The sequence below is a fragment of the Dietzia timorensis genome (genome assembly GCF_001659785.1).
In the GTDB taxonomy this organism is placed as follows: Bacteria; Actinomycetota; Actinomycetes; order Mycobacteriales; family Mycobacteriaceae; genus Dietzia; species Dietzia timorensis.
Genome location: NZ_CP015961.1, coordinates 3397019 through 3422125, shown reverse-complemented (window position 1 = coordinate 3422125; position 25107 = coordinate 3397019). Strand labels below are relative to the sequence as shown.

The following is a 25107-nucleotide window of genomic DNA, read 5'->3' as shown; positions in this document are numbered from 1 at the left end:
ATTGAAGGCATTCCATGTTCTCTTCGCGTTCCAAGATTCTCACCGGCGTGGCGCTGGCCTCTGTCGTCGCACTCACCGGCTGCTCCAGCGAGGGCGGCGGCTCGGGCGACGGAAGTGAGTCGTACAAGATCGGCATCAACCAGCTGGTCCAGCACCCGGCGCTCGACGAGGCCACCGCCGGCTTCAAGCAGGCCTTCGCCGACGCGGGCGCCGAGGTCGAATGGGACGAGCAGAACGCGAACGGCGAGCAGCCCACCGCCCTCACCATCGCCCAGCAGTTCGCGAACGCCGATCTCGACCTCGCGCTCGCGGTCGCGACACCGGCGGCGCAGGCGACGGTGCAGAACCTCATCGACATCCCGGTCCTGTTCACCGCCGTCACCGATCCGGTCTCGGCCGAGCTCGTCGAGTCGATGGACGCCCCCGGCAGCAACGTCACCGGCACCTCCGACGAGGCGCCGATCGACCAGCAGCTCGAGTTACTCAAAGACCTTGTCCCCGAGGCGAAGAACGTGGGCATCGTCTACGCCTCCGGCGAGGTCAATTCCCAGGTCCAGGTGGACGCGGCCACCGAGGCGGCCAAGGGGCTCGACCTCGAGATCGAAACCCAGACGGTGACGTCGGTGAACGAGATACAACAGGCCGTCGAGGCGCTCGGCGACGTCGACGCGATCTACGTCCCCACCGACAACATGGTCGTCTCCGGCATCGCCTCCCTCGTGCAGGTCGCCGAGGAGAAGAAGATCCCGGTCATCGGCGCCGAGGCAGGAACCGTTGAGGGTGGCGCGGCCGCGACCATCGGCATCGACTACACCGAGCTCGGCCGCCAGACCGGCGAGATGGCGCTGCGTATCCTCCGCGACGGCGAGGATCCGGCCGAAATGCCGGTCGAAAAGGCCACCGAGTTCACCTACGTCGTCAACGAGGAGGCGGCGAAGAACCAGGGCATCGAGATCCCGGAGAACATCCTCGCCGAGGCCGAAACCGTATGATCGGCGCCGTCGAGCTCGGCCTGATCTACGGGGTCATGGCCATCGGGGTGTACCTCACATTCCGAGTGCTCAACTTCCCCGACCTCACGGTCGACGGCAGTTTCACCACCGGAGCGGCCACCGCGGCCGTTGCGATCATCCACGGCTGGAATCCCTTCCTCGCGACGGCGGCGGGGTTCGTCACCGGATTCTGCGCAGGCATCGTCACCGGTCTGCTCCACACCAAGGGCAAGATCGACGGCCTACTCGCCGGCATCCTCACGATGATCGCGCTGTGGTCGGTCAACCTGCGGATCATGGACAAGGCAAACCTCCCGCTGCTGCGCACCGACACGGTGATCACCCCGCTGCGCGAGGCGAAACTCCTCGGCACCTGGGCGAGCGTCGGCATCCTCGCGGCGATTATCGTCGTGCTCGGACTGGTTATCGTGTGGTTCCTGTCCACCGACCTCGGCCTGTCGCTGCGCGCGACGGGCGACAACGGCCCGATGATCACCTCGTTCGGAGTCTCCACCGACTTCACCAAGACCTTCACGCTCGCGCTGTCCAACGGTCTTGTCGGTATGTGCGGCGCGCTCGTCGCGCAGTATCAGGGCTTCGCGGACATCTCGATGGGCATCGGTTTGATCCTCGTGGGCCTCGCCTCGGTGATCATGGGACAGGCGATCTTCGGACAGCGCTACCTGTGGGTTGCCGTCTTCGCAGTCGTCGTCGGCGCGGTGTTGTACCGCCTCATCATCGCCGCCGCGCTCAACGTCGGCCTCGACCCGAACGACATGAAGGCGGTGACCGCGATCCTCGTCGTCCTCGCCCTGCTGCTTCCGCGGTGGAAGCTGCTCCAAGGGCGCTTCCGCCGTAACTCCGGGGTCGGCTCCCCGGCCGCCGCCGCGTTGGTCGACGCCGGTCCGCAACCCGCGAAGGAGGCGTAGTCGCATGCTTACCGTCGACAAGGTCTCGAAGACCTTCTTCCCCGGCACGGTCAACGAACGCAAGGCGCTGTCGGGCGTCGAACTCACGCTGGACGAGGGCGATTTCGTCACCGTTATCGGCTCGAACGGCGCCGGCAAATCGACGCTTCTCAACGCGGTCTCGGGAAGGCTCGCCGTGGACTCGGGCCGCATCGAGATCGCCGGCTCCGCCGTCAACAAGTTGGGTGAACACTCCCGAGCCCGTTACGTCGGCCGCGTGTTCCAGGATCCGCTCGCCGGAACCGCCCCGAACCTCACCATCGAGGAGAACCTGTCCCTCGCGCTGCGCCGCGGCAAGCGCCGCGGTCTCGGGCGGAGCCTCAACGCGAAGCGGCGGGCGAACTTCCGCGAGGAGCTCGCCTCGTTGGAGCTGGGCCTAGAGGATCGTATGACGTCGAAGGTGGGGCTCCTTTCCGGTGGGCAGCGGCAGGCGTTGTCCCTGCTCATGGCGGGTTTCACGGCGCCGAAAATCATGTTGCTCGACGAGCACACGGCCGCGCTCGATCCGCAGCGTGCGGAGCTCGTGAGCACGCTGACCGAGAAGATCGTTTCCCAGGGCGGACTCACGACGCTCATGGTCACGCACAACATGGAACAGGCGATCCGCCTCGGCAACCGGCTGGTGATGATGCACGAGGGCCGGATCGTCTACACCGCGGATGCGGAGAAGAAAGCGAAACTCACGGTGCGAGACCTGTTGCAGGAGTTCGCGAACATCAAGGGCGCGACCCTTTCGGACAAGGCGTTCCTCGGGTAGGTGCGGCGCCCGGGGACCGGCCAGTTTTCCTGCTTCCCCAACGACTTAGCTGCAGTTTGAACCACTTAACCCCGCGAATAATTGGCGTTGAGACGTACAAACTGCAGTCAAGTAGCCGGACGGGTCAGCGCAGGCGGTGCGAGAACCGTCGGCGCGCAGGGATCCGGCCGGCGACATCAGGCCGGGCGCACCGGTTGGCGCAGGATGGTCCGCAGCTTCTCGGGCGCGGTCTTTCGAACGTCGCTGAGGTAGATCTCGTGGTGGGTGCCGGCGAGCGCCAGACCCTGGTCCGGGATGAACGAGGTGTGCATCTCGGTGAGAACGGGACCTTCGGCGTCAAAGGGGCCGACATGCAGCGTCTGGGCGCAGCGCCCCTCGGCGAGGGATTGCAGCCGAAGCTCGTCCAGCCGCGGCGGCGGGGCGGTGGACTTCGCGTCCGCCTTCGCGCGGGCGCCGGCGCATGCGGCGTCGACGTCGGCTGCGCCCAACCACTCGGGTACGAGGAGCATGAGCGTCCAGGACCAGCGCGTTTTATCGCGCGCGGTGGTGAACGACGCCATGTCCTCGGCCCACCACAGCCCCTCGAGCGGAGGGACGACGTAGTCGCGGCCGAGGTCGTTCTTGCTCGCGAACTTGAGCCCGTACGCGACCGGATAGAGCGTCTCGATGGCCTCGGCGAAGCCGGGCGAGGCGTTGGGATCGCCGTGGCCGTCGACCATGAGATAGTGCTGCTCCGGCACGTCGAGCAGTCGGAACGTGCCCTTGCGGGCCTGGTAGGAGTCGAGGGACTTCTTGAAGTCGATCTTCTCGGCCATCGGTGGTCCTCTCGTGCGCGGGCGGCGCCGACGGTTTTTGGCGGCGCCGGCGGGCGTGCTGTCCATTCATGATCGCAGGTATTCTGCGGTAGTGATTTCTCGCTCCGCGCACTCCGCCGCAGTCGCCCGCCGATTCCTCGCCGCCGGCGCGCTGGCCGCAGCCGTCGCGGGCGCGGCCGCCGGGTGCAGCGCGGACGGCGGCGCAGAGGGAACCGGCGGCGGTATGACGTCGAAGGAGGCAACCGCGCAGGCGGCCGCGCAGTCGGGTGCGGAGGCCACGGGGGAGATCGCACGTCCGACGTCATCCAGCGGGGCGTCCACCACGAGCTCGAGCGAGACCCCCACGCCGACCCCGACCGAGGTGCCCTACGAGGGCACGGGCGAGTGGGAATATGCGCTGGAGGCGTCGGCGCCGCAGGGCGACGGGGCGCCGTTCGCGATCGCGGTGCGCGTGGAGAAGGGACTGCCGGTCGAGATCGACGACACCGCCGATTTCGTGATGGCGACGCTGCGCGACGAGCGCGGATGGCAGGACCTCGACGGCGTGGCGTTCGAGCTTGTCAGTGATGAGTCGCAGGCCGATGCGCTGGTGAGCGTCGCGAGCCCGCAGACCACGGACCAGATCTGTTCGGGGCTGACGACGAACGGCTACACCTCGTGCCGGGAGGGCAATCAGGTCGCGCTCAACGCGAACCGGTGGCTCGGCGCGACCGAGGATTTCGACGACCTCACGGTGTACCGGCAGTACGTGATCAACCACGAGGTCGGGCACGCGTTGGGGCATGCCCACGAGTATTGCCCCGCGCCGGGTTCGCCAGCGCCGCTCATGCAACAGCAGACGCTCGGGCTGCAGGGGTGCACGGTGAATCCGTGGCCCTCGGTGGCTTAGAGGGAGATTGCATGGCTCGCTTGCGGGCTTCCGACCTAGATCGGCGCGATACGAAGGTTCCTTAGGTTTCCGCCCTCATTGATTTCCATATGGGTGAATGTCTGGTTGCCATGGACCTGACGCACGTCATGGAGTTTGACCAGCACCCCGCCACGATGCACTCGCCCATTGAAACAGTGTGGAACACATTCGACTTCAAATTTTTGTCCATTCCCAAGCGCGGAGTCATCTGTCCAGGAGGTCCATTGGATGTCCTGGATGCGAAATGTCCCGTCCGCGCAATGAATGATGATTTCACTGGGGAGGCGCTGCGGAGAGTTCACGCAGTCGAGGACGACGGTATCGCCGGAGTACCGATCGTATTTCGCTTCCCATTGAAAGGGGTAGGGCAGCGGCGGAAGGTCGGCTTCAGAGGATAGGAACGGGCGCGGTACGACAACGGGAGCAAGTTCAAAATTCGGAGGCACGAAATCCGGTACGGCGATGGTCGACGACCCCACTTGAACATCCGCCGCAGTCGCGGTTGGGGTCGTTGCAACGAAGGCGCCGACAAAAAATAGAGCGCAAAGCCGAGTGAGGCGAGACATGAATTACTCCATTTGGTCAAAGGAAACTGGAGTTGCCACCAGTGAGATAAAAAGAAAGTACACCCGTTGTATGCGTTTGAACAGTGCAATTCCGCCTTTCGTGTGAAACTGTTGAATAAATACACATGTTTTCGAGAATCGCGCATTCCGCTGAACCAGAATCGACGAAGTTCGAGGCGAAAAACCCCTTGCCTTTGAGCGCACTCGAAGGCATACAGTCGTGCCCATGACCGAGACAGCCAAGCTCGCACCCGAGTTCGGAACCGGCGCTGCGCAGGAAAAACTCACCGTCGCGCAGGCCGCCGAGCTCCTCGGGCTCAGCGCCCACACGATCCGCTACTACGAACGCGCGGGCCTCATCGCGGTACCTCGGGATTCCGCGGGCAACCGTGCCTACGGCGACAAGGAGCTGCGTCGCCTGGAGTTCCTGCGAAGGATGCGGGCCTCCGGGATGCCGATGAGCACGCTCGGTCACTACATCGATCTCGTCGACGAGGGCGAGGACACGATCCCGGCGCGGCTGGCTCTCATGCACACCCACCGCGAACGCATCGCCGGGCAGCTGCGCGAATTGCGCGCGGCGCTGGCGGCAACCGACTACAAAATCGCCACCTACGGCGGCACCCTCGACGGCCAATGCGATACCGCAGCCGCCCCGAACAGCGACGATTTCCTTCCCGATCTAGACAACCTCTTCAGGGAGAACAAGTGAACGCGAACCCCATGCCAAATAAGATCCGCCTCTCCTCCAACGCCGAGTTCAAGGTGTCCCCGATCGGCTTCGGCGGCATGGCGCTGTCCCACGTATACGGCGGAGGACTCAGCGACCACGATGCCCGCGCCACGCTCGACGAGGCGATCGACGCCGGCATCACCTTTATCGACACCGCCGACGTCTACGGCGAGCCGCGTCCCGGAACCGAAGGCCCGGCCGGCACGAACGAGGAGATGCTCGCCCCGCTCCTCGCGAAGCGGCGCACCGACGTGCAACTTGCGAGCAAGTTCGGCATCACAGGCGTCCCGTTGTCGGCCGACGAGGGCGCGAAACCGGGCAAGAGCGGCGTCGACGGCCGCCCCGAGTACGTTCGTTCTGCGGCGGAGGCATCGCTGCGCCGGCTCGGCGTCGACACGATCGACCTCTACTACCTGCACCGCCCCGACCCGAACGTCCCCATCGAAGAGACCGTCGGCGCGATGGCCAAGCTCGTGGAGGCAGGCAAAGTCCGCCACCTCGGCCTTTCAGAAGTGACGTCGGACGAGCTTCGTCGCGCCCACGCCACCAGCCCGATCACCGCAGTACAGAGTGAGTGGAGCCTGTGGTCCCGAGACGTCGAGGACCACGTCGTTCCTGCGTGTGCGGAACTCGGAGTCGGCTTCGTCCCCTACAGCCCGCTCGGACGCGGATTCCTCACCGGCACGCTCACGAAGGAGCAGGTGGCGAGCGATTTCCGCAGTCAGACGGCGCGCATGGGCGAAGGCTGGGACGCTAATCAGAAGGCGCTCACCGCGCTCGCCGACGTCGCCGCTGAAACAGGTGCCTCGCACGCGCAGGTCGCTCTGGCATGGCTGCGCGCGAAGGGAGAGCAGTACGGGCTCTCGGTCGTGCCCATCCCGGGCTCGCGGAAGTCTTCGCGGATGATCGAGAACCTCGGCTGCGTCGACGTCCACCTCACGGCGACGCAGATCGAGGCGCTCGACGGCATCGCAGCCGCGGTGAGCGGCGGCCGCAACATCGTCCCCAACCCCGAGTGGATCAGCGGCGGCCGGGAGTAGTGTCAGCGCGCTCGGCCCAGCGACCGCAGTGGTCGGCGAGTTCGCGAATCTCCGAGCCAAGTGGACATATTGGGCGGCAATGTCGGGTTGAATGTGGCGCGAGTACCCCCGAGCCCGACGACCCCAAGGAATCCCTCGTGCCCTCCTCCGCGCGCAAGCCGCACGTGTCGTACAGCTTCCTGGCCGGCGCCGAGTTCGCGATTCGTTTTCCGGGGCACCAGCTGCCCGGCGTCAATAAGTGGAACGAGAGGCCGTCCGAGGAACGCCCCGTCCCGGTCGTGCTCATCCACGGCACCGCCGGCAGCGGCACGACGAACTGGTACACGCTCGCGCCGTACCTGATCAATCGCGGATTCTCCGTGTTCACCATCACCTACGGCGCGCTGCCGGACGCCAAGTTCCCGATGTCCGAACTCGGCGGGCTGCGAGATATCGCGGAGAACTCCGTCCCCGAGGTCGCCGGATTCGTCGACAAGGTGCTCGCATCGACCGGAGCCGAACAGGTCGACCTCGTCGGACATTCACAAGGCTGCGTTGTCGCCGGGGCGATCGCCAAGCACGCTCGCCCGGGCAAGGTACGCAAGGTAGTCAGCCTCGCGTCTCCGTGGCACGGCGTCGGCTCGGCAAGGCTCGAACGCATGCTGACGTCGATGCGGCTCCGTCAGCTCGTCGCCGGGGCATTCCTCGCAGGTGAAAGCCTCGTGCGCGGTTCGAAGTTTCTCAATGATCTCTGGGATCCAGACGGCACTCCCTACGCGCGGGGCGTCGAGTACACGAACGTCGCGACGCGTTTCGACGAGTTCGTCTGGCCCCACACGACCTCGCTGGTCGAGCCGCCGCAGGGTGGCGAGTATTCGGTCCGGAACATCGTGTTGCAGCAGGGGTGCATGCTCGACTTCGTCGACCACGCCGCCCTGCCCTCGGATCCGCGCGCGGTCGACTACGTGCTCGACGCGCTCGATCCGGGTGCCGGCCACAAGATCCGCTGCCTGCCCGTGGCCCCGGTGCACGGCGGGATTCTGCCGGGCTGGCTCACCGACCGTCGCCTGTAGCGGAGGGATCCCGCGGCACGCGCAAATGGAGGTGGGCCGGGCGATCGGGTACGTCCGACGTCATAAAGCTGGGACAATAAAGATGGAATGAGGATCCGTTCGCGCTAGGAGGAGACGGTCCGCAATGGAGATCTGGGCGATATTCGTACTCGCGCTGGTGGCGCTGTCGAACCTGTCCGTCGCAGTTGTCGGCTACCTCGCGGCGAACGGCTCGCTGCGCCGCAACAAGCTCGTCGGGATCCGCACCGACCTTACGCTCGCCAACGATAAGGCCTGGTACGTGGCGCATTCGGCGGGCGGGCCCGCGATCACGATCGGCGCGGTGGCCGGCCTGCTCGCGATGATTCTGCCGATCGCGGTGATCGGGCTCAGCGAGATCGGCGTGATAGTGGCGGCGATTCTCGCGGTCGCGCTCCTGCTCATCGGGCTCGCCATCGGCGGCACGCAGGGACACCGCGCGGCACGGATCGCGCTGAGCACGCGCGCATAACTGCTCGAAATCGCTAGAGGAAGGCGCGTACCGTGGCGCCATGAGCATCCGAGTCCTGTCCGGCGATATCACCGAGTTCCGCGCCGACGCGATCGTCAACGCGGCAAACTCCTCGCTGCTCGGCGGCGGGGGAGTGGACGGCGCGATCCACCGCGCGGGAGGCCCCGCGATCCTCGCCGAATGCCGCGAGCTGCGGCGCACCTCGTTCCCCGATGGCCTTCCCACAGGTCAGGCCGTGGCCACCGGCGCCGGTAGCCTGCCCGCAACGTGGGTCGTGCACACCGTGGGTCCGGTATATGGACGCGATGACGCCGGACTTCTCGATTCCTGCTACGCCGAGAGCCTCCGCGTGGCGGCGGAACTGGGGGCGAAATCGGTCGCGTTTCCGCTGGTATCGGCCGGCGTCTACGGTTGGCCGAAAGACGATGCCGTGCGACGCGCCCTACGCGGCTTCGCGGGCGCGCCCGCGCCGGTCGCAGCGATCGCGCTCGTGCTTTTCGACCCGGAGGATGTCGCCCTCGCAGGGGACATCGCCGCCTCCGAAGGGATCGAGCTCGAGAGCTGACCCGCTAGGCCCGCCCGCGCGGCTGAAGTGCGAACACCGGGATGGTGCGATCGGTTCGACGCTCGTAGAGGTCGAAGTTCGGCCACACCTCGAGTAGCCGATCCCAAGCCGCGGAGCGGGCGGCGCCGGTGAGTTCGACGGCGCCGCACAGCGTATCCGTGCCGTGGTGGCGAACCGTGGCTTCATCCGCCGCGCGCACGTTGCCCACCCACTGCGGCATCGCGGCGCTCCCGAAGTAGGAGCCCGCAACCAGCCAGCCGTCCTCGGTCGGCGCGGCGAGCAACTGCGTCTCGCGTTCGATTCCGCTCTTGCGGCCCTTCACGACCAGGGTGACGTTGGGCAGGCCTGCGATGTCGAGCAGCGTGAGCCGGTGTCCGCTGAGCCGCTGAATCGTGCGGTCGACGGTGACTATCTGCGGCAGCAGGCGCGGCATCCACGAGATGGAACCGATGCGGACGGCCAGCGGGGTGAGGATTCCCATTCCCCGATTATGCGCGTTACGTCGCGCCGACGGAGTCGCTGGCCTGCAGCGCGACGGTCGCCGCGATGAACACGATGCACGTCACGAGCGTGAGCCCGGTCCACAGCCCGAACCACCGCGGGCCGAAGGCCCTGGCCAGCAGCGCGCCGACGAAGGCGCCGAGGGTGTTGAGGATCAGGTCGTCGACGTCGGTGTAGCCGAGCGCGAAGATGTATTGCGAGATCTCGATGGTCAGGCTCACGACGAAGCCCACGAGCGCGGTGCGCCGAACCGCTGCGGACCGGCGCACGAGCAGAATGTAGGCCAGAATTCCGAACGGCACGAAAAGGGCGACGTTGCCGATCGTGTCGATCGCGATGCCGCCGATCCACTTGTCCTGGAAGAAGTCGTCGAACGGCACGAGCTCGAGCGTGCGGACGTGCACCTCGTTCGGCCGCCACAGGCTGCCGATGGTCAGGTACCGCTTGAGGATCGTCGCCACGAGCAAGACGAATCCGTACGCGAGCAGCGCGAAGACCACCAGCGGTCGGTACCGCCTGGCGAAGCCGCTGCCTACGTCGTCATAAAACACCCCGGAACCCTAGCAACTCTTCCTGGGTAGGGCCTATGTTCCGCGCTCTACTGTTAACGGCGAATATATAGGATGACGGCGTGGCACCGACGTCCACTACGCGGTCCGGGTCCCCGAGGCGTTCGCCCAGCGCCACGAGCACGGCGAAGTCTTCGCGGATCTCACCTGCAGGCATTCCTAGACACTAGCAACGGCAGGCGTGCACCGGGCGCGCGAAAACGGTGACGCCGCTGCGGGAAACTGGGAGACTTGGAGAGGTGATGTCCTCTAATTCGGCAGACAACGAACGCGCGCCGGCCGGCGTCGAGCTCCCCGCCGACGAGGTGGGCCGTGTCCGCGCATTGTGCGAGCGCCTCGGCATCCCCGGCGTGATCGACGTCCACACTCACTTCATGCCACAGAACGTGCTCGACAAGGTGTGGAACTATTTCGACCACGCCGAGCGTCTCACCGGGGTGCCCTGGCCGGTGGCATACCGATTCGGCGAGGCCGAGCGGGTCGAGCGCCTGCGAGAGCTCGGCGTTCTCCGCTTCACTTCCCTTCTCTATCCCCATAAGCCGCAGATGGCGCAGTGGCTCAACGAGTGGGCCACGGACTTCGCCGCCCGGACCCCGGACTGCGCGCATTCGGCGACCTTCTATCCCGAGGATGGCGCCGGAGACTACGTCGCGGCCGCGATCGATTCCGGCGCGCAGATCTTCAAGGCCCACGTGCAGGTCGGGGGCTACGATCCCGCCGACCGATTACTCGATCCGGTGTGGGGCGTACTCTCCGATTCGCGGCTGCCCGTCGTCATACATGCTGGTTCTGGACCCGAGCCGGGGAACCATACCGGGCCCGAGCCGATCGCCGATGTGCTGCGGCGGTTCCCGAAACTCGCCCTCGTCGCGGCGCACATGGGGATGCCCGAATACGCGGCGTTTATCGATTTCGCCGAGCGGTACGAGAATGTGTACCTGGATACGACGATGGTGTTCACCGACTTCACCGAACGAATGCATCCGTTCCCGGCGGCCGAGCGCGGGCGGCTCGCAGGTCTCGGCGACAAGGTGGTTCTCGGCTCGGACTTTCCGAATATCCCGTATCCGTTCGTGCATCAGCTCGAGGCGATTGACAGTTTCGGGCTCGGCGATGAGTGGACGCGGAAAGTGCTGTACGACAATCCGGCGCGGTTGATCGGCGGTGGCCAGTAGCGGCGAAGTCCGTGCCGCCCTGGCCTAGCGGCCCTTGATGTGTTCGGCGTAATGCGCCAGGGCGATCTGCCGCTGCTCCTGGTGGTCGACGAGCGGCGGCGGGTAGTCGCCCACGCCGTCGGGGAACGGGCCATGCACCGCAGGCCCAGCGATATCTCGCAGCTCGGGAATCCAGCGGCGGACGTAATCGCCCTCCGGGTCGAAGCGCTTGCCCTGGGTGATGGGATTGAAGATCCGGAAAAATGGCGACGCGTCGGTTCCGGTGCCCGCAGTCCACTGCCAGCCGTGCTGGTTGGAGGCGATGTCTCCGTCGATCAGCACATCCATGAAGTGCTTCGCGCCGCGCCGCCAGTCGATATGCAGGTCCTTGGTGAGGAACGACGCGGTCACCATGCGAAGCCTGTTGTGCATCCACCCCTGCGCATGGAGCTGCCGCATCCCGGCGTCGACGATCGGATATCCGGTCCGTCCGCTCGCCCACGCCTCGAAGTCCGCGTCCGCCTCCGCGCCTTGTGCCCACGGATAGTCATCCCACACCCGGTAGACGTTCCCGTGCGCCGTATCTGGACGGTTGTAGAGGACATCGGCGTAGAACTCGCGCCAGGCGAGTTCGGAGGCGAATGCGTCGCGGGACGCCGAGAGGTCCGCGTCGAGGTCGTCGCTCGGACCGAGTGTCGCCAGATCGGCGAGCATCGTCCGCGGATGGATGGTCCCGAACTTGAGCTGCACGCTCATCCGGCTCGTCGAGTCGAGGTCGGGGCGGTCGCGTTCGCGTGAGTACGCGGCGAGGCCTGCGTCATAAAACGAAGCCCAGGAGGCCTGGGCGGCGCGCTCTCCGACGTCCGGGATCTCCATTCCCTCCGGTGCCGTGGCGCCGAGCGCCTCGCCCAGGCGCACGCCGCCAGGCACGGTCGCGGGGTCGAGCCATTTCGCGGTGCCGGGACCGGTATCTGCGGGCGCCGGCCAACCGTGCTCGTACCAGGCGCGGCGGAACGGCGTGAAGACCTTGTATGGCGCGCGATCCCCGGTGAGTACCCGCCCGGGGCTCACCGCATAAGGCGTTCCCGTGGCCACGAGTTCGGCGCCGTCCTCGGCCAATCGCTTGTTGACGTCGGAGTCGCGCCTCCGCCCGGCCGGCGTGGGTTCACCGGTGACGTGCACACGCTGCGCGCCGAGATGCCGGGCGAGCCGGGGGATCTGCTCGCTCGGAGCGCCGCGGACCAAGAGCAAATTGCCGCCGAGCTCGGCATCGAGGTTCCGCAGCGCGCGCCGCAGGCACTCCAGCCTCGCCGCGCCGGCGCCGGAGGTGAGCGAGGGGTCGACGACGAACACGGCTAGCACGCCGGCGTCGCCCGCATCTGCCGCGGCCGCGGCGAGCGCCGGATGATCGGAAAGGCGCAAGTCCCGGCGAAACCACAGAATTGCAGGGCCGGGTACGTGCTCGGAAGAGGAGCTCATTACCCGCCACTATTCCATGCACGTCCACCATTGGGCTGCGGACGGAGGCCGCAGGCGACCTCGGCGCAGTGCTACAAGCGCCCCGAGAAATTCCCGGGCCGCTTCTCGGTGAATGCCGCGAGCGCCTCGGCGTGATCCGACGTCGAGTGGGCGAGGGCCTGCATCGACGCGCTCATCTCCAGTAGCGATTCGAGCGATTGGTGCTGCGACTCACGCAGTAGCTTCTTGGCCATGCGGACCGCGCCGGGCGGATTCTTCGCCACTCGGCCGGCGAGAGCGTGCGCTTCGGCGAGTAACTCCTCCGGTGCGGCGACGTCGTTCACCAGGCCCCACGCCGCTGCCTGCTCGGCGCCCACGCGATCCCCGGTGAGTGCCATTTCCGCTGCGCGCGCCGGGCCAATCGCCTTGGTGAGCAGCCACGCCCCGCCGTCACCGGGGATGATGCCGAGCTGCACGAAACTCTCTGCGAAAAAGGCGGTGGACGAGGCGATGCGCAAATCGCACATCAGCGCGAGATCGCAGCCTGCGCCCACCGCAGGCCCGTTAACCGCCGCGACCACGGGCACTTCACAGTGGTAGAGGGCGCGTGGAATTCGCTGGATCCCCTCGCGGTATCCGGCGCGGATCTCGGCTGGAGATCCGCCAAACATCCCGCGCTTGTCGCGCATGTCCTTGATGTTGCCGCCAGCCGAGAACGCCGATCCGGCGCCGGTGAGCACCACGGAGCGCACATCCATATCGCCGTTGACGGCGGCGACCGCGTTCACGATGGCGTCCACCATCCCGGCATCGGAGATCGCGTTTCGTGCGTCCGGGCGGTTGAGCGTCCACTGTTCTACGTGTTCAGAGCGCTCGATGAGCAGTGGTGCGTCAGACACTCGTATCTCCTAGCATGCGTCCTCGCCGAACGCGGCGGAGTCGAAATCGATCTCCGCGTCTCCCAGCGGGCGTTTGATCGACCACGCCACGGTGAAATCACATTCGGACATTACCCACCGACCCTCTTCGACCACGTAAACGTCGCGGTACTCGCCGGTGGCCAGGTACTCGGTCCCCGAAAGTCGATCGACCTGCCGGAACTGCAGTGTCCACGTGCCCGTCGCGTGCGTCGGCTCTGCGCCCTCGGCGGGCTCGGTCACGGTAATCGTCGGCATGAACGCGTGGTGCATGTCGAGGACTACAGGTCCGCCATCGGGGTGCTCGGCGAGAGCGATCTGCCGAAAGATCTCGGCCATCCCGTCGGGATCGGTTTTCCCCAGCGGCCCATAGTTAAGCTTGCCGCCCGAGGCGACGAACGACGCCCGGAAGGTGTCTGCGTCCTTCGCGTCGCACGCGCGCAGATAGTTGTGTTTGAGCGCGCAAATATCTCGCTCGGTGGCCAGGCGTTGTTCGATGCTAAGCGGCACGTGCTTCTCGCTTCCTCCGGCGGGGAACTTCTAGATCTTGAAGTACACCATCTGGTGAGCGGTCGCGAGCAGTTTTCCATCGCGGGACCAGATCTCCGAGGTCTGGTCGTAGTAGCTGCGCCCGAATCGCCGCGCGTAGCCGGTGGCGAGCACGAAGTCGTCGCCGAGAGAATCCAGTTCGGCGGCGTCAGCAAGAAAGTGGATCGTGATGGTCACGGTTCCGGCAGGCAGGTACGTTCCCTTGCGCAGGAACGCGCGCGGGTAGAGCGTGTCGGATTTCGCGGCCACCGAGTAGAAGTCGGCAGGACGCGGCGGATTGTCGCGCACCCACATCGTCGAGCGGGAGGTGTCCTGCTCGCCGGAACTCTCGTTCGGGATCGCACCCTCGACGAACCGCTGGTCGTACGATCCGACCCAGTTGATGCCGGGGAACGGGTCAGCCGACTCGATCTCTTCGGGTGCCGCGGCGCTTGGCGGCTCCGCCTCTACGTCTGTCCAGGTGTCCTTGCGGACGGCGGTCACGGCGCTGGCCGTCGTCATGATCTGATCGCCCTGGGTTTGGGTGATCGTCCAGTGCTGGTTCGAGCGGTTCGTTCGCTCGGCCTTCACTGAAATCTCGAACTCGCCTTCCCCGAGCGGGCCGGCGTAGTTGACCGTCAGCGACACCGGCTCGCCGTGCACGTCCGGCTGCATGAGCACGGCGCGCAGCAGCGTCGCCGCCGTCGAACCACCGAAAGGGCCGACCATGTTCCAGTACTCCGGGGTAGTCTCCCCGCGCAGCACCGAGGTGTCTCCCTCGGTAACCGGCGCGAGCGAAATGGCCTTGTCCAAGCGGTGCAAATTATCCGAATCCGTCATGGATCCCAGTGTATGCCGAACACCATAATTCATGACGTCGAACGCCGCGTCCTAGTAGCGCGGAGCGTACGGCATCGGCTTCGGAATCGGCTGGTAGCCGCGGGTAGCGGCGTGGTAAACAACGGCGGAACCGACCATCATCATCGGGAAGGTGATGAGGTATCCGACGATCACCATTCCGCCGATAAAGTTCAAGACGCCGAAAACGATCGCGCACAAAACGCAGAGTCCGAAGTTCTTGGTCAGCACTCCCCAGGCGACGGAGAAGCACCCGCCGAGGGAATGGCCGTCGACGGCCGCATAGGGAAGGAAGTAGAGCAGAACGGCAGGAATGATGAGAAGAAATCCGAGCAGCGGGAAGATGAAGAACGCGCCATAGGCGAGGCCCACGAGAATGATGACCGCCATGTACATGCCGAAGTTTCGGAGTCTGAAGAAGTCCCCGATCGTCAGTTGCTCTCCGGCGGCGATCCTCAGGCTTGCGCCGTAGACCATGTTGAGCATGACCGCCGAGAGTACGAGGAAGACCAGGTAGAAGAGGGCGATCCAGCCCATTGCCCCCCACGCCAACCCATTGAAGGGGTCGAAATCCGTCTCGTAGGAACCCGTCCCCGAGGTGTAGGACGGATCGTCGACGAGTGGCGCGATCATGGCGGCTGCCCCGGCGATCAACGCGATAATCGCAGCGAAGCATCCGATGAAGTAGGCGATGCACCAGAGGATCCAGCCGCCGACATTCTGGGCGAATCCGTCCCACGCATCGGAGATGACTCGTCCGACGTCGAGACCTGGCACCGCCATGGTCTGACCACTCTGCACCGGTGCTTGTATCGCTCCGAACTGCTGAAAGTCGTATCCGTACTGCTGGCCGAACGGTTGCTGCCCGAATCCCGGCCCGCCGTGGGGCTGTTGGCCATAACCCGGCTGGCCATACGGCGAGTTACCGGCATTCGGTTGTCCGAATCCGTGCGGCGAGTTCGGCTGGGCGCCATACGCTCCCCCGTAGGGGTCGTACGGATTGTTTCCACTGGGGTCCTGGCTGAACGACGGCGGCTGGTAGCCGTAGCCACCTTGTGGTTCGTTCGGGTTGCCCGGTCCATATCCGCCGTACGGGTCTCCCGCCCCGGGGTCGCCTGGATAGTTCGTCATCGTCGTTCCTTCAGCCTAACTTTCATGCTTGGTCATCATCTGCCCGCAATTCGCGGGCTGCTGTCTAGATACGAGTGCCGCGGGAACCAAAGGGTTCCCGCGGCACTCGGAAAACCTGGAGCCTTCCCCGCGATCTAGAAGTTCTGCGGGTAGTCGGGCTGAGCTACGAAGTTCTGCTGTGCGAGGCCACGTGTGGCGGCAATGTAAACGACAGCTCCGCCGATGGCGTACATGGGAAGAGTGATGAGAAGCCCGAGGCCGAAAGGAATCACACTGACGATGATCAGGAGGATGAACACAATCGCGGATAGGAGGCACACGGAAGGATTGCGAAGGAGAATATCCTTTGACTTGATAAACGACGTCGAAAAGTCGTTTCCGTCCACCGCCGCGTAGTAGGCGAAGAAGACAAAGATCGCCAACACGATGGACAAGAGGCCACCGATGAACGGAATAAGGCCGAGAACGAAGTTCGCAACGGAAATAGCGACGTACACGGCAATGAAGTTGCCGAAATTTCTCAGCGAGAAGAAGTCCCCGACGCCCAGCGACTCGCCATTGGCGCATCGAAGCGCAGCTTGAATCGCCATATTTGCGATGACCGAGAAGATCAAGGTCGTCAGAATCCAGGTGAAAAACTGCGTTCCGAAATCGACCGCAAATGCATTCGGATCCAGGGTGTCGCCGGTTGAGTCTTCCAGCGCGCTAAGCGTGGCCATCGAAGTGGGGATGGTTGCCACGAGCATTCCAATAAAGGCGACGATCGCCAGAACGATCCAGCCGCCCACGCTGGATGTGAATCCCTTCCAGGAACGACTGATCACTTCGCCGACGTCAAGACCTTGGATGACCGCGACGCCGCTCCCTTGAGCGCCGGGATCTCCGCCGAATCCGCCTGGCTGCGCGCCATATGCCTGCTGGCCGCCGAACCCCTGCTGATCGTAGCCCTGGCCGCCAAATCCCTGCTGATCGTAGCCCTGGCCGCCAAATCCCTGCTGATCGTAGCCCTGGCCGCCAAATCCCTGCTGGCCGTAGCCCTGGCTACCGTAGCCTTGCTGGCCGTAGCCGGGCTGGCCGCCGTAACCGGGATTCTGCTGGCCGCCGAAGTTCTGGTCGCCGTAACCGGGGTTTTGGCCCCCGTTATTTCCGCCGGGATTGTACGGGTTGTTCCCGTACTGGTTCGGGTCGTAAGTCATTTCAACCTCTTTAGTCGTGTCGTATATCTACGCCATCGGCAATCTGGGCAGACTCAACCTTTGCATACAAAATGGCTCCTGCACATAGATAACGGGCCGGAACGAAATGTTCCCGCCCTTTAAAGGCTTTATCTATTCAGGTTGGTTACGTGACTACTACTTCGGAGGCATCCTGCCGCCACCGTCGACGCCGAAAATGCGGACTACCCGATATGCCCATCGAACGGGGCGACCGACGCCGTCGACACGATCGTGCCCTTCGTGCCTATATCCGAGGATTCGTCGGCTCCGGGGCCGTCTGGGTAGTTGTCCGTGGTCGTTTCTTCGACCTAATTATCGTATTTGGCCGTCTTTTTCCTGTGATCCGCGGGCTGCTGCTAAATGCAAGTGCCGCGAGAACCGATCGGTTCTCGCGGCACTCGCAATGCCCGGAGTCTGAATCCGCGTTCTAGAAGTTCTGCGGATAGTCAGGTTGCGGAACGAAGTTTTGCTGCTGCGGTGCGTGACCGCTCGTCGCTGCTCGGTAGACAAATGCGGCGCCGATTTGTTGCATCGGCGCGACGATGATGTAGCCGATGATGATGATTCCGCCAATGAAACCGAGAAGCGCGAAGACGATCGCACACAGGAGGCAAAGTCCCAGGTTTTTGGAGACGATGTCCTTAGAAATGCGGAACGACGATCCGAGAGAGTTTCCATCGACAGCGGCAAGCGGAGCAAAGTAGACGATGATCGCGAGCACGAGCATCACAATTGCGCCGAGAATCGGGATCAAGTTGAGCAGCATTGAGACCACGCCGAAAATGACGAGAAGCAGAATGTAATTCCCGAAATTCCTCAATTTGAAAAAGTCCCCGACAGAAAGTTTTTCGCCGTCGGCGCAGCGGAGCGCTGCCTGGTATCCCATGTTGGACAGAGTTCCCGCAAGGACGACGATGAGAACTGTGGAGAACAGCGATGCACCGAGGAAGCCGCTCGTGGAGGTCGCAGAGATTTCTCCGCTCGCAGAATTACTGGCGTCGTTGATCATTGAAACCATTGCCCCGCCCATGGGGATGAATGCGACGATCATTGCCGCCACGAGCGCAAGACCGTAAACGATCCAGCCAGCGGGGTTATTCGCAAAGCCCTGCCATGCAAATGAGATGACCTGCCCTACGTCAAGACCCTGCACGGTGACAACCTGGCGATCCTGCTGCGGGGAGTTGGGATCGTAGCCTGGCTGGCCGCCAAATCCCTGATGGCCGTAGCCCTGGCCACCGTAGCCTTGCTGGCCATAGCCGGGCTGGCCGCCGTAACCGGGATTCTGCTGGCCGCCGAAGTTCTGGTCACCGTAACCGGGGTTTTGGCCCCCGTCATTTCCGCCAGGGTTGTACGGGTTATTCCCGTACTGATTCGGGTCGTAAGTCATTTCAACCTCTTTAGTCGTGTCGTATATCTACGCCATCGGCAGTCTGGGCAGATTCAACCTTTGCATAGATTGTGGTTCCTGAACATAGATAACGGGCGGGAAAGAAATGTTCCCGCCCGTTAAGGCTCGTTCGAATCAGATTGTTTACGTGGCTACTACTTCGGTGGCATCCGGATGCCACCGTCGACGCGGACGACCTCGCCGTTCATATACGGGTTGGTGATCAGCTCGATCACCATCGAGGCGAGCTCACTGGCCTCGCCGAGGCGCTTCGGGAACAGCACGTTCTGTCCGAGGTTCGCCTTGAACTTCTCCGAGGCCTCACCCTCGCCGTAGATCGGCGTGTCGATCAGGCCCGGTGCGACGGCGTTCACGCGGATCCCGGCGGCGGACAGGTCGCGGGCGATCGGCAGCGTCATGCCGACGATGCCGCCCTTCGACGCCGAGTATGCGGACTGGCCGATCTGGCCATCGAACGCGGCGACCGACGCCATCGACACGATCGCGCCCTTCTCGCCGGTGTCGGAGGGATCGTTCTGGCTCATCACGGTCGCGGCCCGGCGGATCGCGTCGAAGCTGCCGACGAGGTTGATCTCGATGACCTTTTTCCAGATGTCCAGGTCGTGCGCCGAATCGATGGTGCCATCGCGTCCGATTGTGCGTGCCGCGGAGCCGATGCCGGCCGAGTTGACGAGCACGCGAAGCGGGCCGGCCTCGCGAGCTGCGTCGACCGCCGCCTGAACCTGATCGGTCTTGGTCACGTCGACGGAGACGAACATGCCGCCGATTTCCTTGGCGAGAGCCTCGCCCTTTTCGGCGTTGAGGTCGGCGACGACCACGGTCGCGCCCTTGTCGGAGAGCTGTCGAGCAACGGCGGCGCCGATACCCGAGGCACCTCCGGTGACGATTGCGCTTGCATTATTGAGGTCCATACCGCCACGTTAATTTCCGGCTGCGAGCTGCGCCACAATTTCGCAGGGCACGCCGGAAAAAATCTCGATGAAGCTACCTCAGCGCCTCGGCGAGCAGCCGCCAATCCTCAACCGGAGGTTCGAGCACGCTCGGCCCGAGAACCTGGACCAGCACATGGGAGGCGCCGGCCTCGAAATGCGCGTCGACTGCGGCAATCGTCGCCTCGATTCCTCGCGGGATAAGCGCCTCGGCGAGCCGCTCCGACCCACCACGGACGAAGTCCGAATCGTCGAAGCCCAGCCGTTTCCACGAGTTCCGATAGTTCGGCAGTCCGGTATACATCTCCAGGTGGTCGTGCGCCCTACGCCTCCATTCCTCTACATCTGTGACGGCGGACGGCGCGATAACCGCGCCCTGCTCGACCACGAGCAGCGGGCCGCTATCGGCGTCGCCACCGAGGATCTCCCTCGCGCGGGCGGTGTGTTCCGGAGTCGTGAGATAGGGATGCGCGCCGGACGTTTCCGTCCCGGCGAGTTCGAGCATCTTCGGGCCGAGAGCGGCGAGCACGATGTCGGGAAGTGTCTCCTCGCCGGCGGCTTCGGGGCGCGTAGAGTTGATTGCGCTTACATAATCGCGCATAGCGGCGAGGGGTTTGTTGTAGTCGTGTGAGCGGCGCTGCACGAGCGGCGCGTGGGAAACGCCGAGCCCCAGAACGAATCGGCCGGGGTAGAGCGCCTCGTAGGTGCGGCCGATCGAGGCGCTCGCGTGGGCGTCCCGGGCCCAGATGTTGGCGATGCCCGTGCCGATGCGCATGCGCTCGGTCGCCTCGAGAAGGATCTGTGCCTGCGCGAATGCCTCGCGGCCGATCGCCTCGCCGAACCACAGTGACTCCCAGCCCTGCGAGTCGAGTTCGGCGACTATGTCACGGAGTTGCGGAATCTCGACGCCGCCGAGGGATGCGCTCCACAGACCTATCCGGCCGCGTCGCTTCGCGTTGCCATCGTCGGTCCTTTCCGAATTTCCAGCTATGTCCATGCCCACCATTGTGTGTCACGGATCACGAACGCGTGGTTCGCCGTCCGCAGATGGGTGGTTTATCGTCGTACTGGAACACGCTGGAGGTGCGGCGGACTATTCGCCGTAAGCTCCGCGGGTACACGTTGTGAACGTTCCGAACTTTGCTTTCGGGCACAGTGAGAATGGGTATATCGCGCGGGAACTTCGGAGTTCCGCCGGGCGGCGCCTCGTAAGGCGTCTTCTCCCGTGTTTCCGTAGGATGATCGCGTTCCGTATCCTGGTATGTGGAACAGTGATGCCTACGTTTACGCCGAACCTCATGTGGATTTCATGACGTAACAGGTACATCAAGGTACATAAGGAGCGCTAGCGACATGACAAGCACCGTGCCGGGAATTTCCGACGCCCCGACAAAGCATGAGGAACTCATCGCTTGGGTGAAGGAGATCGCTGATCTCACCACGCCTAAGCGCGTGGTGTGGGTTGACGGGTCCCAGGAGGAATGGGACCGACTTACCGAGCAGCTCGTCTCGTCTGGCGCCGCCGTCAAGCTCAACGAGGAAAAGAAGCCGAACTCCTTCCTCGCTCTCTCGGACCCGGCGGATGTCGCCCGCGTGGAATCGCGCACCTTCATCTGTTCCAAGACCGAGGAAGATGCCGGACCTACGAACAACTGGGTCCACCCGGCCGAAATGCGCGCCGAGATGACGGAGCTGTACCGCGGCTCTATGGCGGGTCGCACGATGTACGTCGTCCCGTTCTGCATGGGCCCTCTCGACGCCGAGGACCCCAAGCTCGGTGTCGAGATCACCGACTCCGAATACGTCGTCACGTCGATGCGCATCATGACGCGCATGGGCACCGAGGCGCTCGAGAAGATCGGCGACAACGGCGAGTACGTCAAGGCCCTGCATTCGGTGGGCGCGCCGCTGGCCGAGGGGGAGAAGGATTCGCCGTGGCCGTGCAGCGAGACCAAGTACATCACGCACTTCCCCGAGGACCGCGAGATCTGGTCCTACGGCTCGGGTTACGGCGGCAACGCTCTGCTCGGCAAGAAGTGCTACGCGCTGCGTATTGCCTCGGCGATGGCGCATGACGAGGGCTGGCTCGCCGAGCACATGCTCATTCTCAAGCTCACCAGCCCCGAGGGCAAGGTGTACTACGTCGCAGCCGCGTTCCCGTCCGCGGCCGGTAAGACCAACCTCGCGATGATCCAGACGACTCTGCCCGGCTGGAAGGCCGAGACGTGCGGCGACGACATTGCCTGGATGCGCTTCGGTAAGGACGGCCGCCTCTACGCCGTCAACCCCGAGGCCGGCTTCTTCGGTGTCGCTCCGGGAACGAACTACTCGTCCAACCCCAACGCGATGTACACCATCGAAAAGGGCAACACCGTGTTCACCAATGTCGCCAAGACCGACGACGGCGACGTGTGGTGGGAAGGGCTCGAGGGCGAGCCCGGCCACCTCACCGACTGGCGTGGCAACGAGTGGACCCCGGCCTCGGACGACAAGGCCGCACACCCGAACTCCCGCTACTGCACTCCGATGGACCAGTGCCCATCGCTCGCTCCCGAGTGGGACAACCCGGAGGGCGTGCCGATCTCGGCGATCCTGTTCGGCGGCCGCCGCAAGACCACGGTCCCGCTGGTCGCGGAGTCCTACGACTGGGAGCACGGCGTATATATCGGTGCGACGCTGTCCTCCGAGCGCACTGCAGCCGCAGAGGGCATCGTCGGCCAGGTCCGCCGCGACCCGATGGCCATGCTGCCGTTCATCGGCTACAACGTCGGTGACTACCTCCAGCACTGGATCAACATCGGCGAGAAGGCCGATGCAGACAAGCTGCCGAAGATCTTCCTCGTCAACTGGTTCCGCCGCGACGAGAACAACAAGATCATCTGGCCCGGGTTCGGCGAGAACACCCGCGTACTCAAGTGGATCGTCGAGCGCATCGAGGGCAAGGCCGAGGGCCAGGACACCGCGATCGGTGTGGTCCCGGATTCCTCGCAGATCGACATCGAGGGACTTGATGTCTCCGCAGAAGAGGTCGACAAGGCCCTCGCCGTCAATGAGGACGAGTGGCGCGAGGAAATCCCGGGCATCGCCGAATGGCTACAGTTCCTCGGCGACCGCGTGCCCGAGGAGGTCTACGGACAGTTCGGCGCGCTCAAGGGACGCCTGGGAGTCTAAGGGGCTCCGCCGTCATACATAACTGAACGCTGCAGGGCGAAGATCCCGCCCCTCCCGACATGGACGCTGCGCGCGTCGATCGGGAGGGGCGGGAACTTTTTTGCCTGTGTGAGACTCAGAAAAAAGTGTGAGGAAGCCGAGAAAACGGTGGCCTCGCGGGCATGCGCAGGGCACGATACAGATGAGACGTTGCCGCGCATGCGCGGACAAGCCGCGAAAGCGGGAATGCGAGAACGTCCCACGAACGAGATGTAGCGCATAGAACACGACACGAAGAGGTAGAGAAAAATGTCCCAACCGCCCAATGGATCGCCCTACCCCGGCAGCGGGCCGAACTACGGATCCGGCGAGACGCCGAAACCGTACGGAGACGCCAACCCCTACGGCGGGGCGCACAATGGCAGCGGCGGATACCCGCCGGCCTCGGGACCGTCGGGTCAGGGGAACTCGCAGCCTTATGGGTCGAATCCGTACGGGCAGGGGCAGAACGGCCAGGGTAGGTACGGGCAGGGCTCGGGCGGAGCGAACCCGTACGGCCAGGGCTCGGGCGCGCAGAATCCTTACGGACAGGGTGGTCAGGGCGGCCAGGGCTATGGCGGCGCGGGAGCGGGTGCGTACCCCGGTGCCTACGGCGGAGCCGGACAGGGTGGCAACACGGGCGGCAACGCGCCCGGTGGGCCCAATGGGAACGGAGGGCCCGGTGGCCCGAACGGCCCAGGGGGCTATGGCAGCTTCGGACCTGCCGACGGCGGGGACAATTCCGGCGGCGGAAACAAGGGACCTCTGCTGGCTATTGCCGGGATTATCGTGGTGCTCGTGCTCATCGCGGCGGCCGCGACGTATTTCCTGACCCGCGGGGGAGATGATGAGGAGACGGGCCCGGCGACGGAAACGAGCCAGGCCTCGCCGAGTGGCGAAGCCGAGTCGACTGCGGGATCCGAGACGACAAGCGCGGCGCCGAGCGCCACCGAGAGTTCCACTGCGGGCGCGTCGGGTGCGGGCGAGGTGTCGACCGAGAGCGCGCCCAACAAGGAGATCACCGTCAACGTTCGTGCTGATAAGGACGTCGAAGTTTCGTTCACCGGCCCGGACGACGCCCCCAACGGGCCTCAGAACGTGGGTACCGAATGGACGGGTCAGAGCACTACGGGTGAAACGGGATACTCGTACACCTCGGTGATCGTCTATCCGGTCGATTACGGCGATGCCGATTTCAATGCTTCGTGTGAGATCCTCGTCGACGGCGAGGTTGTTGCGTCGAATGAGGGCAACCTGGACTCCGATTCATTGAAGTGCAGTTACTCTACAAGTAAGGAAAATCCCTAAAAGTACGTGGAGGATCGAATGACGAAGCCCCCGAACGACAACGGGAACCCGTTCGGGTCGAACCCGAACGGTGAAGGGACTGACGGGTATTACCCCGAAGATGCCACTTACCGCGGTGAGGGAGCGACGCCGTCTGGCGCCGGGTACCCAGGCGGCTCGCAGGGGCAGCCCGGCAATGTGGGCAACGGTTCGCACGGCCCGCAGCACGCGGCCGGACCGGGCCAACAGACCCCGCAGGTTCCGCAGGGCGGAAACCACAGCCCGCAGCACGCGGCCGGTCCCGGGCAGCAGTCCTGGGGGCAGGGCCAGCAGCCGCAAGGGCAAGGCGGTTCCGGGTACGGCAATCCGCAGCAGTACGGCCAGCAGGGCCAGCCCGGTCAGCAGCAGGGCGGATATCCGGGTGACCCTGATGCGCAGACCACCCAGATCCCGCAGGGGCCGGATCACGAGCAGCTCCCGCACCAGGGATACGGGGACAGTGCGCCAACCACCGCGTTCCCGGCCGGCTACCCGCAGCCGGTCCATGGCAACGACGTGACCCACCACGGCACGCGACACGAGGCCGGCTACGAGCCGCCGTACCAGCAGGATGTCCACCGCGGCGAAGAGGCGCAGGGCCAAGCCGCCGCGGGCGCCCCGGGCGGGTCGTCCAACGGGAAGATCATCGGCATCATCATCGGCGTTGTCGCGATCATCGCGATCGCCCTGATCGCGTGGGCGCTGATCTCCGGAGGCGACGACTCCGACGAGCCCGCCGAGGACACCGAGACCACGGCGCCTGTTGAGTCGTCCGAGGTCGTTCCGGCACCCGAGCCGGCACCGGCCGAAGATCCGGCCGCGGGCGAGGCTCCCGAAGCCCCGGCACCCGAGCCCGAGTTCGTCCCGGCTCCCGAGGCCGGCGGGGTTGCACCCGAGGGCATGCCCGAGGAAGGCGCGCCCGCCCCGGCGCCGGAAGGCGCACCTCCCGCCGAGGGCGCACCGCTGCCCGGCGCGGAAATGGGACAGGATCTCGGCGAGCCCGCACCCGCGCCGTAACCGCAGTTAAACCC

At 64.8% G+C, this 25107-nt stretch carries 26 protein-coding genes; 13 read left to right on the top strand and 13 right to left on the bottom strand.

Annotated elements, in window-relative coordinates:
* Window positions 1-14: 14 nt before the first annotated feature.
* From BJL86_RS15785 to BJL86_RS15775, 3 genes are read left to right on the top strand one after another with little or no spacing between them, the layout of a single operon-like run.
* Window positions 15-992, top strand: a complete 978-nt coding sequence (locus BJL86_RS15785; RefSeq protein ID WP_067474018.1) for an ABC transporter substrate-binding protein — start codon at window positions 15-17, stop codon at window positions 990-992.
* A complete protein-coding gene (locus BJL86_RS15780) occupies window positions 989-1921 on the top strand; it encodes an ABC transporter permease (RefSeq protein WP_067474015.1) in 933 nt (310 codons plus the stop codon). Before BJL86_RS15785 ends, BJL86_RS15780 begins: the two co-directional genes overlap by 4 nt.
* 4 nt (window positions 1922-1925) lie before the next feature.
* The gene (locus BJL86_RS15775) at window positions 1926-2717 is read left to right on the top strand and encodes an ABC transporter ATP-binding protein (RefSeq protein WP_067474013.1); all 792 of its coding nucleotides are present in this window, start codon (window positions 1926-1928) and stop codon (window positions 2715-2717) included.
* Window positions 2718-2893: 176 nt separating this feature from the next.
* Here BJL86_RS15775 and BJL86_RS15770 read toward each other — a convergent pair whose 3' ends face one another.
* On the bottom strand, window positions 2894-3532 hold the full coding sequence (locus BJL86_RS15770) for a GyrI-like domain-containing protein (RefSeq protein WP_075845097.1): 639 nt from the start codon (window positions 3530-3532) through the stop codon (window positions 2894-2896).
* 91 nt (window positions 3533-3623) lie between these two features.
* Here BJL86_RS15770 and BJL86_RS15765 point away from each other — a divergent pair, with 91 nt between their 5' ends.
* Window positions 3624-4421 carry a DUF3152 domain-containing protein gene (locus BJL86_RS15765; protein WP_198034333.1) on the top strand — a complete coding sequence of 266 codons (798 nt, stop codon included), beginning with the start codon at window positions 3624-3626 and terminating at the stop codon, window positions 4419-4421.
* 35 nt (window positions 4422-4456) lie between these two features.
* Here the strand turns inward: BJL86_RS15765 and BJL86_RS17325 are convergent, their stop codons facing one another.
* On the bottom strand, window positions 4457-5008 hold the full coding sequence (locus BJL86_RS17325; protein ID WP_156515494.1) for a hypothetical protein: 552 nt from the start codon (window positions 5006-5008) through the stop codon (window positions 4457-4459).
* Between the two features lie 226 nt (window positions 5009-5234).
* Here BJL86_RS17325 and BJL86_RS15755 point away from each other — a divergent pair, with 226 nt between their 5' ends.
* The 5 genes from BJL86_RS15755 (at window position 5235) to BJL86_RS15735 (ending at window position 8888) form a co-directional block, all read left to right on the top strand.
* Entirely contained in the window at window positions 5235-5720 is a 486-nt protein-coding gene (locus tag BJL86_RS15755; RefSeq protein WP_067478922.1) for a MerR family transcriptional regulator, read from the top strand.
* An 11-nt stretch (window positions 5721-5731) separates the two neighbouring features.
* Window positions 5732-6781, top strand: coding sequence for an aldo/keto reductase (locus BJL86_RS15750; RefSeq protein ID WP_067478955.1), 1050 nt, complete (start codon window positions 5732-5734; stop codon window positions 6779-6781).
* Between the two features lie 137 nt (window positions 6782-6918).
* Window positions 6919-7833: an esterase/lipase family protein gene (locus BJL86_RS15745; protein ID WP_067478919.1), complete on the top strand. Its 915-nt coding sequence runs from the start codon at window positions 6919-6921 to the stop codon at window positions 7831-7833.
* A gap of 124 nt (window positions 7834-7957) precedes the next feature.
* The gene (locus tag BJL86_RS15740) at window positions 7958-8323 is read left to right on the top strand and encodes an SdpI family protein (protein WP_067478916.1); all 366 of its coding nucleotides are present in this window, start codon (window positions 7958-7960) and stop codon (window positions 8321-8323) included.
* A 40-nt stretch (window positions 8324-8363) separates the two neighbouring features.
* Window positions 8364-8888 (top strand): O-acetyl-ADP-ribose deacetylase, encoded by a 525-nt coding sequence (locus BJL86_RS15735; RefSeq protein WP_067478913.1) that lies wholly within the window; start codon window positions 8364-8366, stop codon window positions 8886-8888.
* A gap of 4 nt (window positions 8889-8892) precedes the next feature.
* On the opposite strand, the gene BJL86_RS15730 is transcribed toward BJL86_RS15735, so the two are convergent.
* Both BJL86_RS15730 and BJL86_RS15725 read right to left on the bottom strand, forming a co-directional pair.
* Window positions 8893-9369 carry a nitroreductase family deazaflavin-dependent oxidoreductase gene (locus BJL86_RS15730; protein WP_067478910.1) on the bottom strand — a complete coding sequence of 159 codons (477 nt, stop codon included), beginning with the start codon at window positions 9367-9369 and terminating at the stop codon, window positions 8893-8895.
* 16 nt (window positions 9370-9385) lie between these two features.
* A complete protein-coding gene (locus BJL86_RS15725) occupies window positions 9386-9940 on the bottom strand; it encodes a VanZ family protein (RefSeq protein WP_067478908.1) in 555 nt (184 codons plus the stop codon).
* A 260-nt stretch (window positions 9941-10200) separates the two neighbouring features.
* On the opposite strand from BJL86_RS15725, the gene BJL86_RS15720 reads away from it, so the two are divergent.
* Window positions 10201-11133 (top strand): amidohydrolase family protein, encoded by a 933-nt coding sequence (locus BJL86_RS15720; RefSeq protein ID WP_067478905.1) that lies wholly within the window; start codon window positions 10201-10203, stop codon window positions 11131-11133.
* 24 nt (window positions 11134-11157) lie between these two features.
* Here the strand turns inward: BJL86_RS15720 and BJL86_RS15715 are convergent, their stop codons facing one another.
* From BJL86_RS15715 to BJL86_RS15675, 9 genes are all read right to left on the bottom strand, one after another.
* Complete coding sequence (locus tag BJL86_RS15715; protein ID WP_067478902.1) at window positions 11158-12591, bottom strand: cryptochrome/photolyase family protein; 1434 nt, start codon at window positions 12589-12591, stop codon at window positions 11158-11160.
* A 71-nt stretch (window positions 12592-12662) separates the two neighbouring features.
* A complete protein-coding gene (locus tag BJL86_RS15710) occupies window positions 12663-13469 on the bottom strand; it encodes a crotonase/enoyl-CoA hydratase family protein (RefSeq protein ID WP_067478899.1) in 807 nt (268 codons plus the stop codon).
* A 9-nt stretch (window positions 13470-13478) separates the two neighbouring features.
* Window positions 13479-13997, bottom strand: a complete 519-nt coding sequence (locus BJL86_RS15705; RefSeq protein ID WP_067478896.1) for a nuclear transport factor 2 family protein — start codon at window positions 13995-13997, stop codon at window positions 13479-13481.
* A 30-nt stretch (window positions 13998-14027) separates the two neighbouring features.
* On the bottom strand, window positions 14028-14855 hold the full coding sequence (locus BJL86_RS15700) for an acyl-CoA thioesterase (RefSeq protein WP_067478893.1): 828 nt from the start codon (window positions 14853-14855) through the stop codon (window positions 14028-14030).
* A gap of 51 nt (window positions 14856-14906) precedes the next feature.
* Window positions 14907-16004 carry a V-type ATP synthase subunit I domain-containing protein gene (locus tag BJL86_RS15695; protein WP_067478890.1) on the bottom strand — a complete coding sequence of 366 codons (1098 nt, stop codon included), beginning with the start codon at window positions 16002-16004 and terminating at the stop codon, window positions 14907-14909.
* A 134-nt stretch (window positions 16005-16138) separates the two neighbouring features.
* Window positions 16139-17200 (bottom strand): hypothetical protein, encoded by a 1062-nt coding sequence (locus tag BJL86_RS17470; protein ID WP_075845096.1) that lies wholly within the window; start codon window positions 17198-17200, stop codon window positions 16139-16141.
* Between the two features lie 448 nt (window positions 17201-17648).
* Window positions 17649-18611, bottom strand: a complete 963-nt coding sequence (locus tag BJL86_RS15685) for a DUF2189 domain-containing protein (RefSeq protein WP_067478885.1) — start codon at window positions 18609-18611, stop codon at window positions 17649-17651.
* 155 nt (window positions 18612-18766) lie between these two features.
* Window positions 18767-19543, bottom strand: a complete 777-nt coding sequence (locus tag BJL86_RS15680; RefSeq protein WP_067478881.1) for an SDR family NAD(P)-dependent oxidoreductase — start codon at window positions 19541-19543, stop codon at window positions 18767-18769.
* Between the two features lie 73 nt (window positions 19544-19616).
* Window positions 19617-20558, bottom strand: a complete 942-nt coding sequence (locus BJL86_RS15675; RefSeq protein ID WP_067478952.1) for a TIGR03620 family F420-dependent LLM class oxidoreductase — start codon at window positions 20556-20558, stop codon at window positions 19617-19619.
* A 356-nt stretch (window positions 20559-20914) separates the two neighbouring features.
* Between BJL86_RS15675 and BJL86_RS15670 the strand changes: the two genes are divergently transcribed.
* The 3 genes from BJL86_RS15670 to BJL86_RS15660 all read left to right on the top strand — a co-directional run bounded on the left by BJL86_RS15670 (window position 20915) and on the right by BJL86_RS15660 (window position 25093).
* Window positions 20915-22732, top strand: coding sequence for a phosphoenolpyruvate carboxykinase (GTP) (locus tag BJL86_RS15670; protein WP_067478878.1), 1818 nt, complete (start codon window positions 20915-20917; stop codon window positions 22730-22732).
* Window positions 22733-23020: 288 nt separating this feature from the next.
* A complete protein-coding gene (locus tag BJL86_RS17320; protein ID WP_067478875.1) occupies window positions 23021-24058 on the top strand; it encodes a flagellar basal body-associated FliL family protein in 1038 nt (345 codons plus the stop codon).
* Window positions 24059-24076: 18 nt separating this feature from the next.
* Window positions 24077-25093: a hypothetical protein gene (locus tag BJL86_RS15660; RefSeq protein ID WP_067478871.1), complete on the top strand. Its 1017-nt coding sequence runs from the start codon at window positions 24077-24079 to the stop codon at window positions 25091-25093.
* Window positions 25094-25107: the final 14 nt, after the last annotated feature.

Bases quoted from the DNA above. Each gene is read 5' to 3' on its own strand.
- BJL86_RS15755 (WP_067478922.1), top strand. From the start codon at position 5,235: ATGACCGAGACAGCCAAGCTCGCACCCGAGTTCGGAACCGGCGCTGCG.
- BJL86_RS15730 (WP_067478910.1), bottom strand. From the start codon at position 9,369: ATGGGAATCCTCACCCCGCTGGCCGTCCGCATCGGTTCCATCTCGTGG.
- BJL86_RS15685 (WP_067478885.1), bottom strand. From the start codon at position 18,611: ATGACTTACGACCCGAATCAGTACGGGAATAACCCGTACAACCCTGGC.
- BJL86_RS15695 (WP_067478890.1), bottom strand. From the start codon at position 16,004: ATGACGAACTATCCAGGCGACCCCGGGGCGGGAGACCCGTACGGCGGA.
- BJL86_RS15780 (WP_067474015.1), top strand. From the start codon at position 989: ATGATCGGCGCCGTCGAGCTCGGCCTGATCTACGGGGTCATGGCCATC.
- BJL86_RS17470 (WP_075845096.1), bottom strand. From the start codon at position 17,200: ATGACTTACGACCCGAACCAGTACGGGAACAACCCGTACAATCCCGGC.
- BJL86_RS17325 (WP_156515494.1), bottom strand. From the start codon at position 5,008: ATGTCTCGCCTCACTCGGCTTTGCGCTCTATTTTTTGTCGGCGCCTTC.
- BJL86_RS17320 (WP_067478875.1), top strand. From the start codon at position 23,021: ATGTCCCAACCGCCCAATGGATCGCCCTACCCCGGCAGCGGGCCGAAC.
- BJL86_RS15775 (WP_067474013.1), top strand. From the start codon at position 1,926: ATGCTTACCGTCGACAAGGTCTCGAAGACCTTCTTCCCCGGCACGGTC.
- BJL86_RS15660 (WP_067478871.1), top strand. From the start codon at position 24,077: ATGACGAAGCCCCCGAACGACAACGGGAACCCGTTCGGGTCGAACCCG.
- BJL86_RS15715 (WP_067478902.1), bottom strand. From the start codon at position 12,591: ATGAGCTCCTCTTCCGAGCACGTACCCGGCCCTGCAATTCTGTGGTTT.
- BJL86_RS15670 (WP_067478878.1), top strand. From the start codon at position 20,915: ATGACAAGCACCGTGCCGGGAATTTCCGACGCCCCGACAAAGCATGAG.
- BJL86_RS15770 (WP_075845097.1), bottom strand. From the start codon at position 3,532: ATGGCCGAGAAGATCGACTTCAAGAAGTCCCTCGACTCCTACCAGGCC.
- BJL86_RS15680 (WP_067478881.1), bottom strand. From the start codon at position 19,543: ATGGACCTCAATAATGCAAGCGCAATCGTCACCGGAGGTGCCTCGGGT.
- BJL86_RS15735 (WP_067478913.1), top strand. From the start codon at position 8,364: ATGAGCATCCGAGTCCTGTCCGGCGATATCACCGAGTTCCGCGCCGAC.
- BJL86_RS15750 (WP_067478955.1), top strand. From the start codon at position 5,732: ATGCCAAATAAGATCCGCCTCTCCTCCAACGCCGAGTTCAAGGTGTCC.
- BJL86_RS15740 (WP_067478916.1), top strand. From the start codon at position 7,958: ATGGAGATCTGGGCGATATTCGTACTCGCGCTGGTGGCGCTGTCGAAC.
- BJL86_RS15700 (WP_067478893.1), bottom strand. From the start codon at position 14,855: ATGACGGATTCGGATAATTTGCACCGCTTGGACAAGGCCATTTCGCTC.
- BJL86_RS15675 (WP_067478952.1), bottom strand. From the start codon at position 20,558: ATGGACATAGCTGGAAATTCGGAAAGGACCGACGATGGCAACGCGAAG.
- BJL86_RS15720 (WP_067478905.1), top strand. From the start codon at position 10,201: ATGTCCTCTAATTCGGCAGACAACGAACGCGCGCCGGCCGGCGTCGAG.
- BJL86_RS15785 (WP_067474018.1), top strand. From the start codon at position 15: ATGTTCTCTTCGCGTTCCAAGATTCTCACCGGCGTGGCGCTGGCCTCT.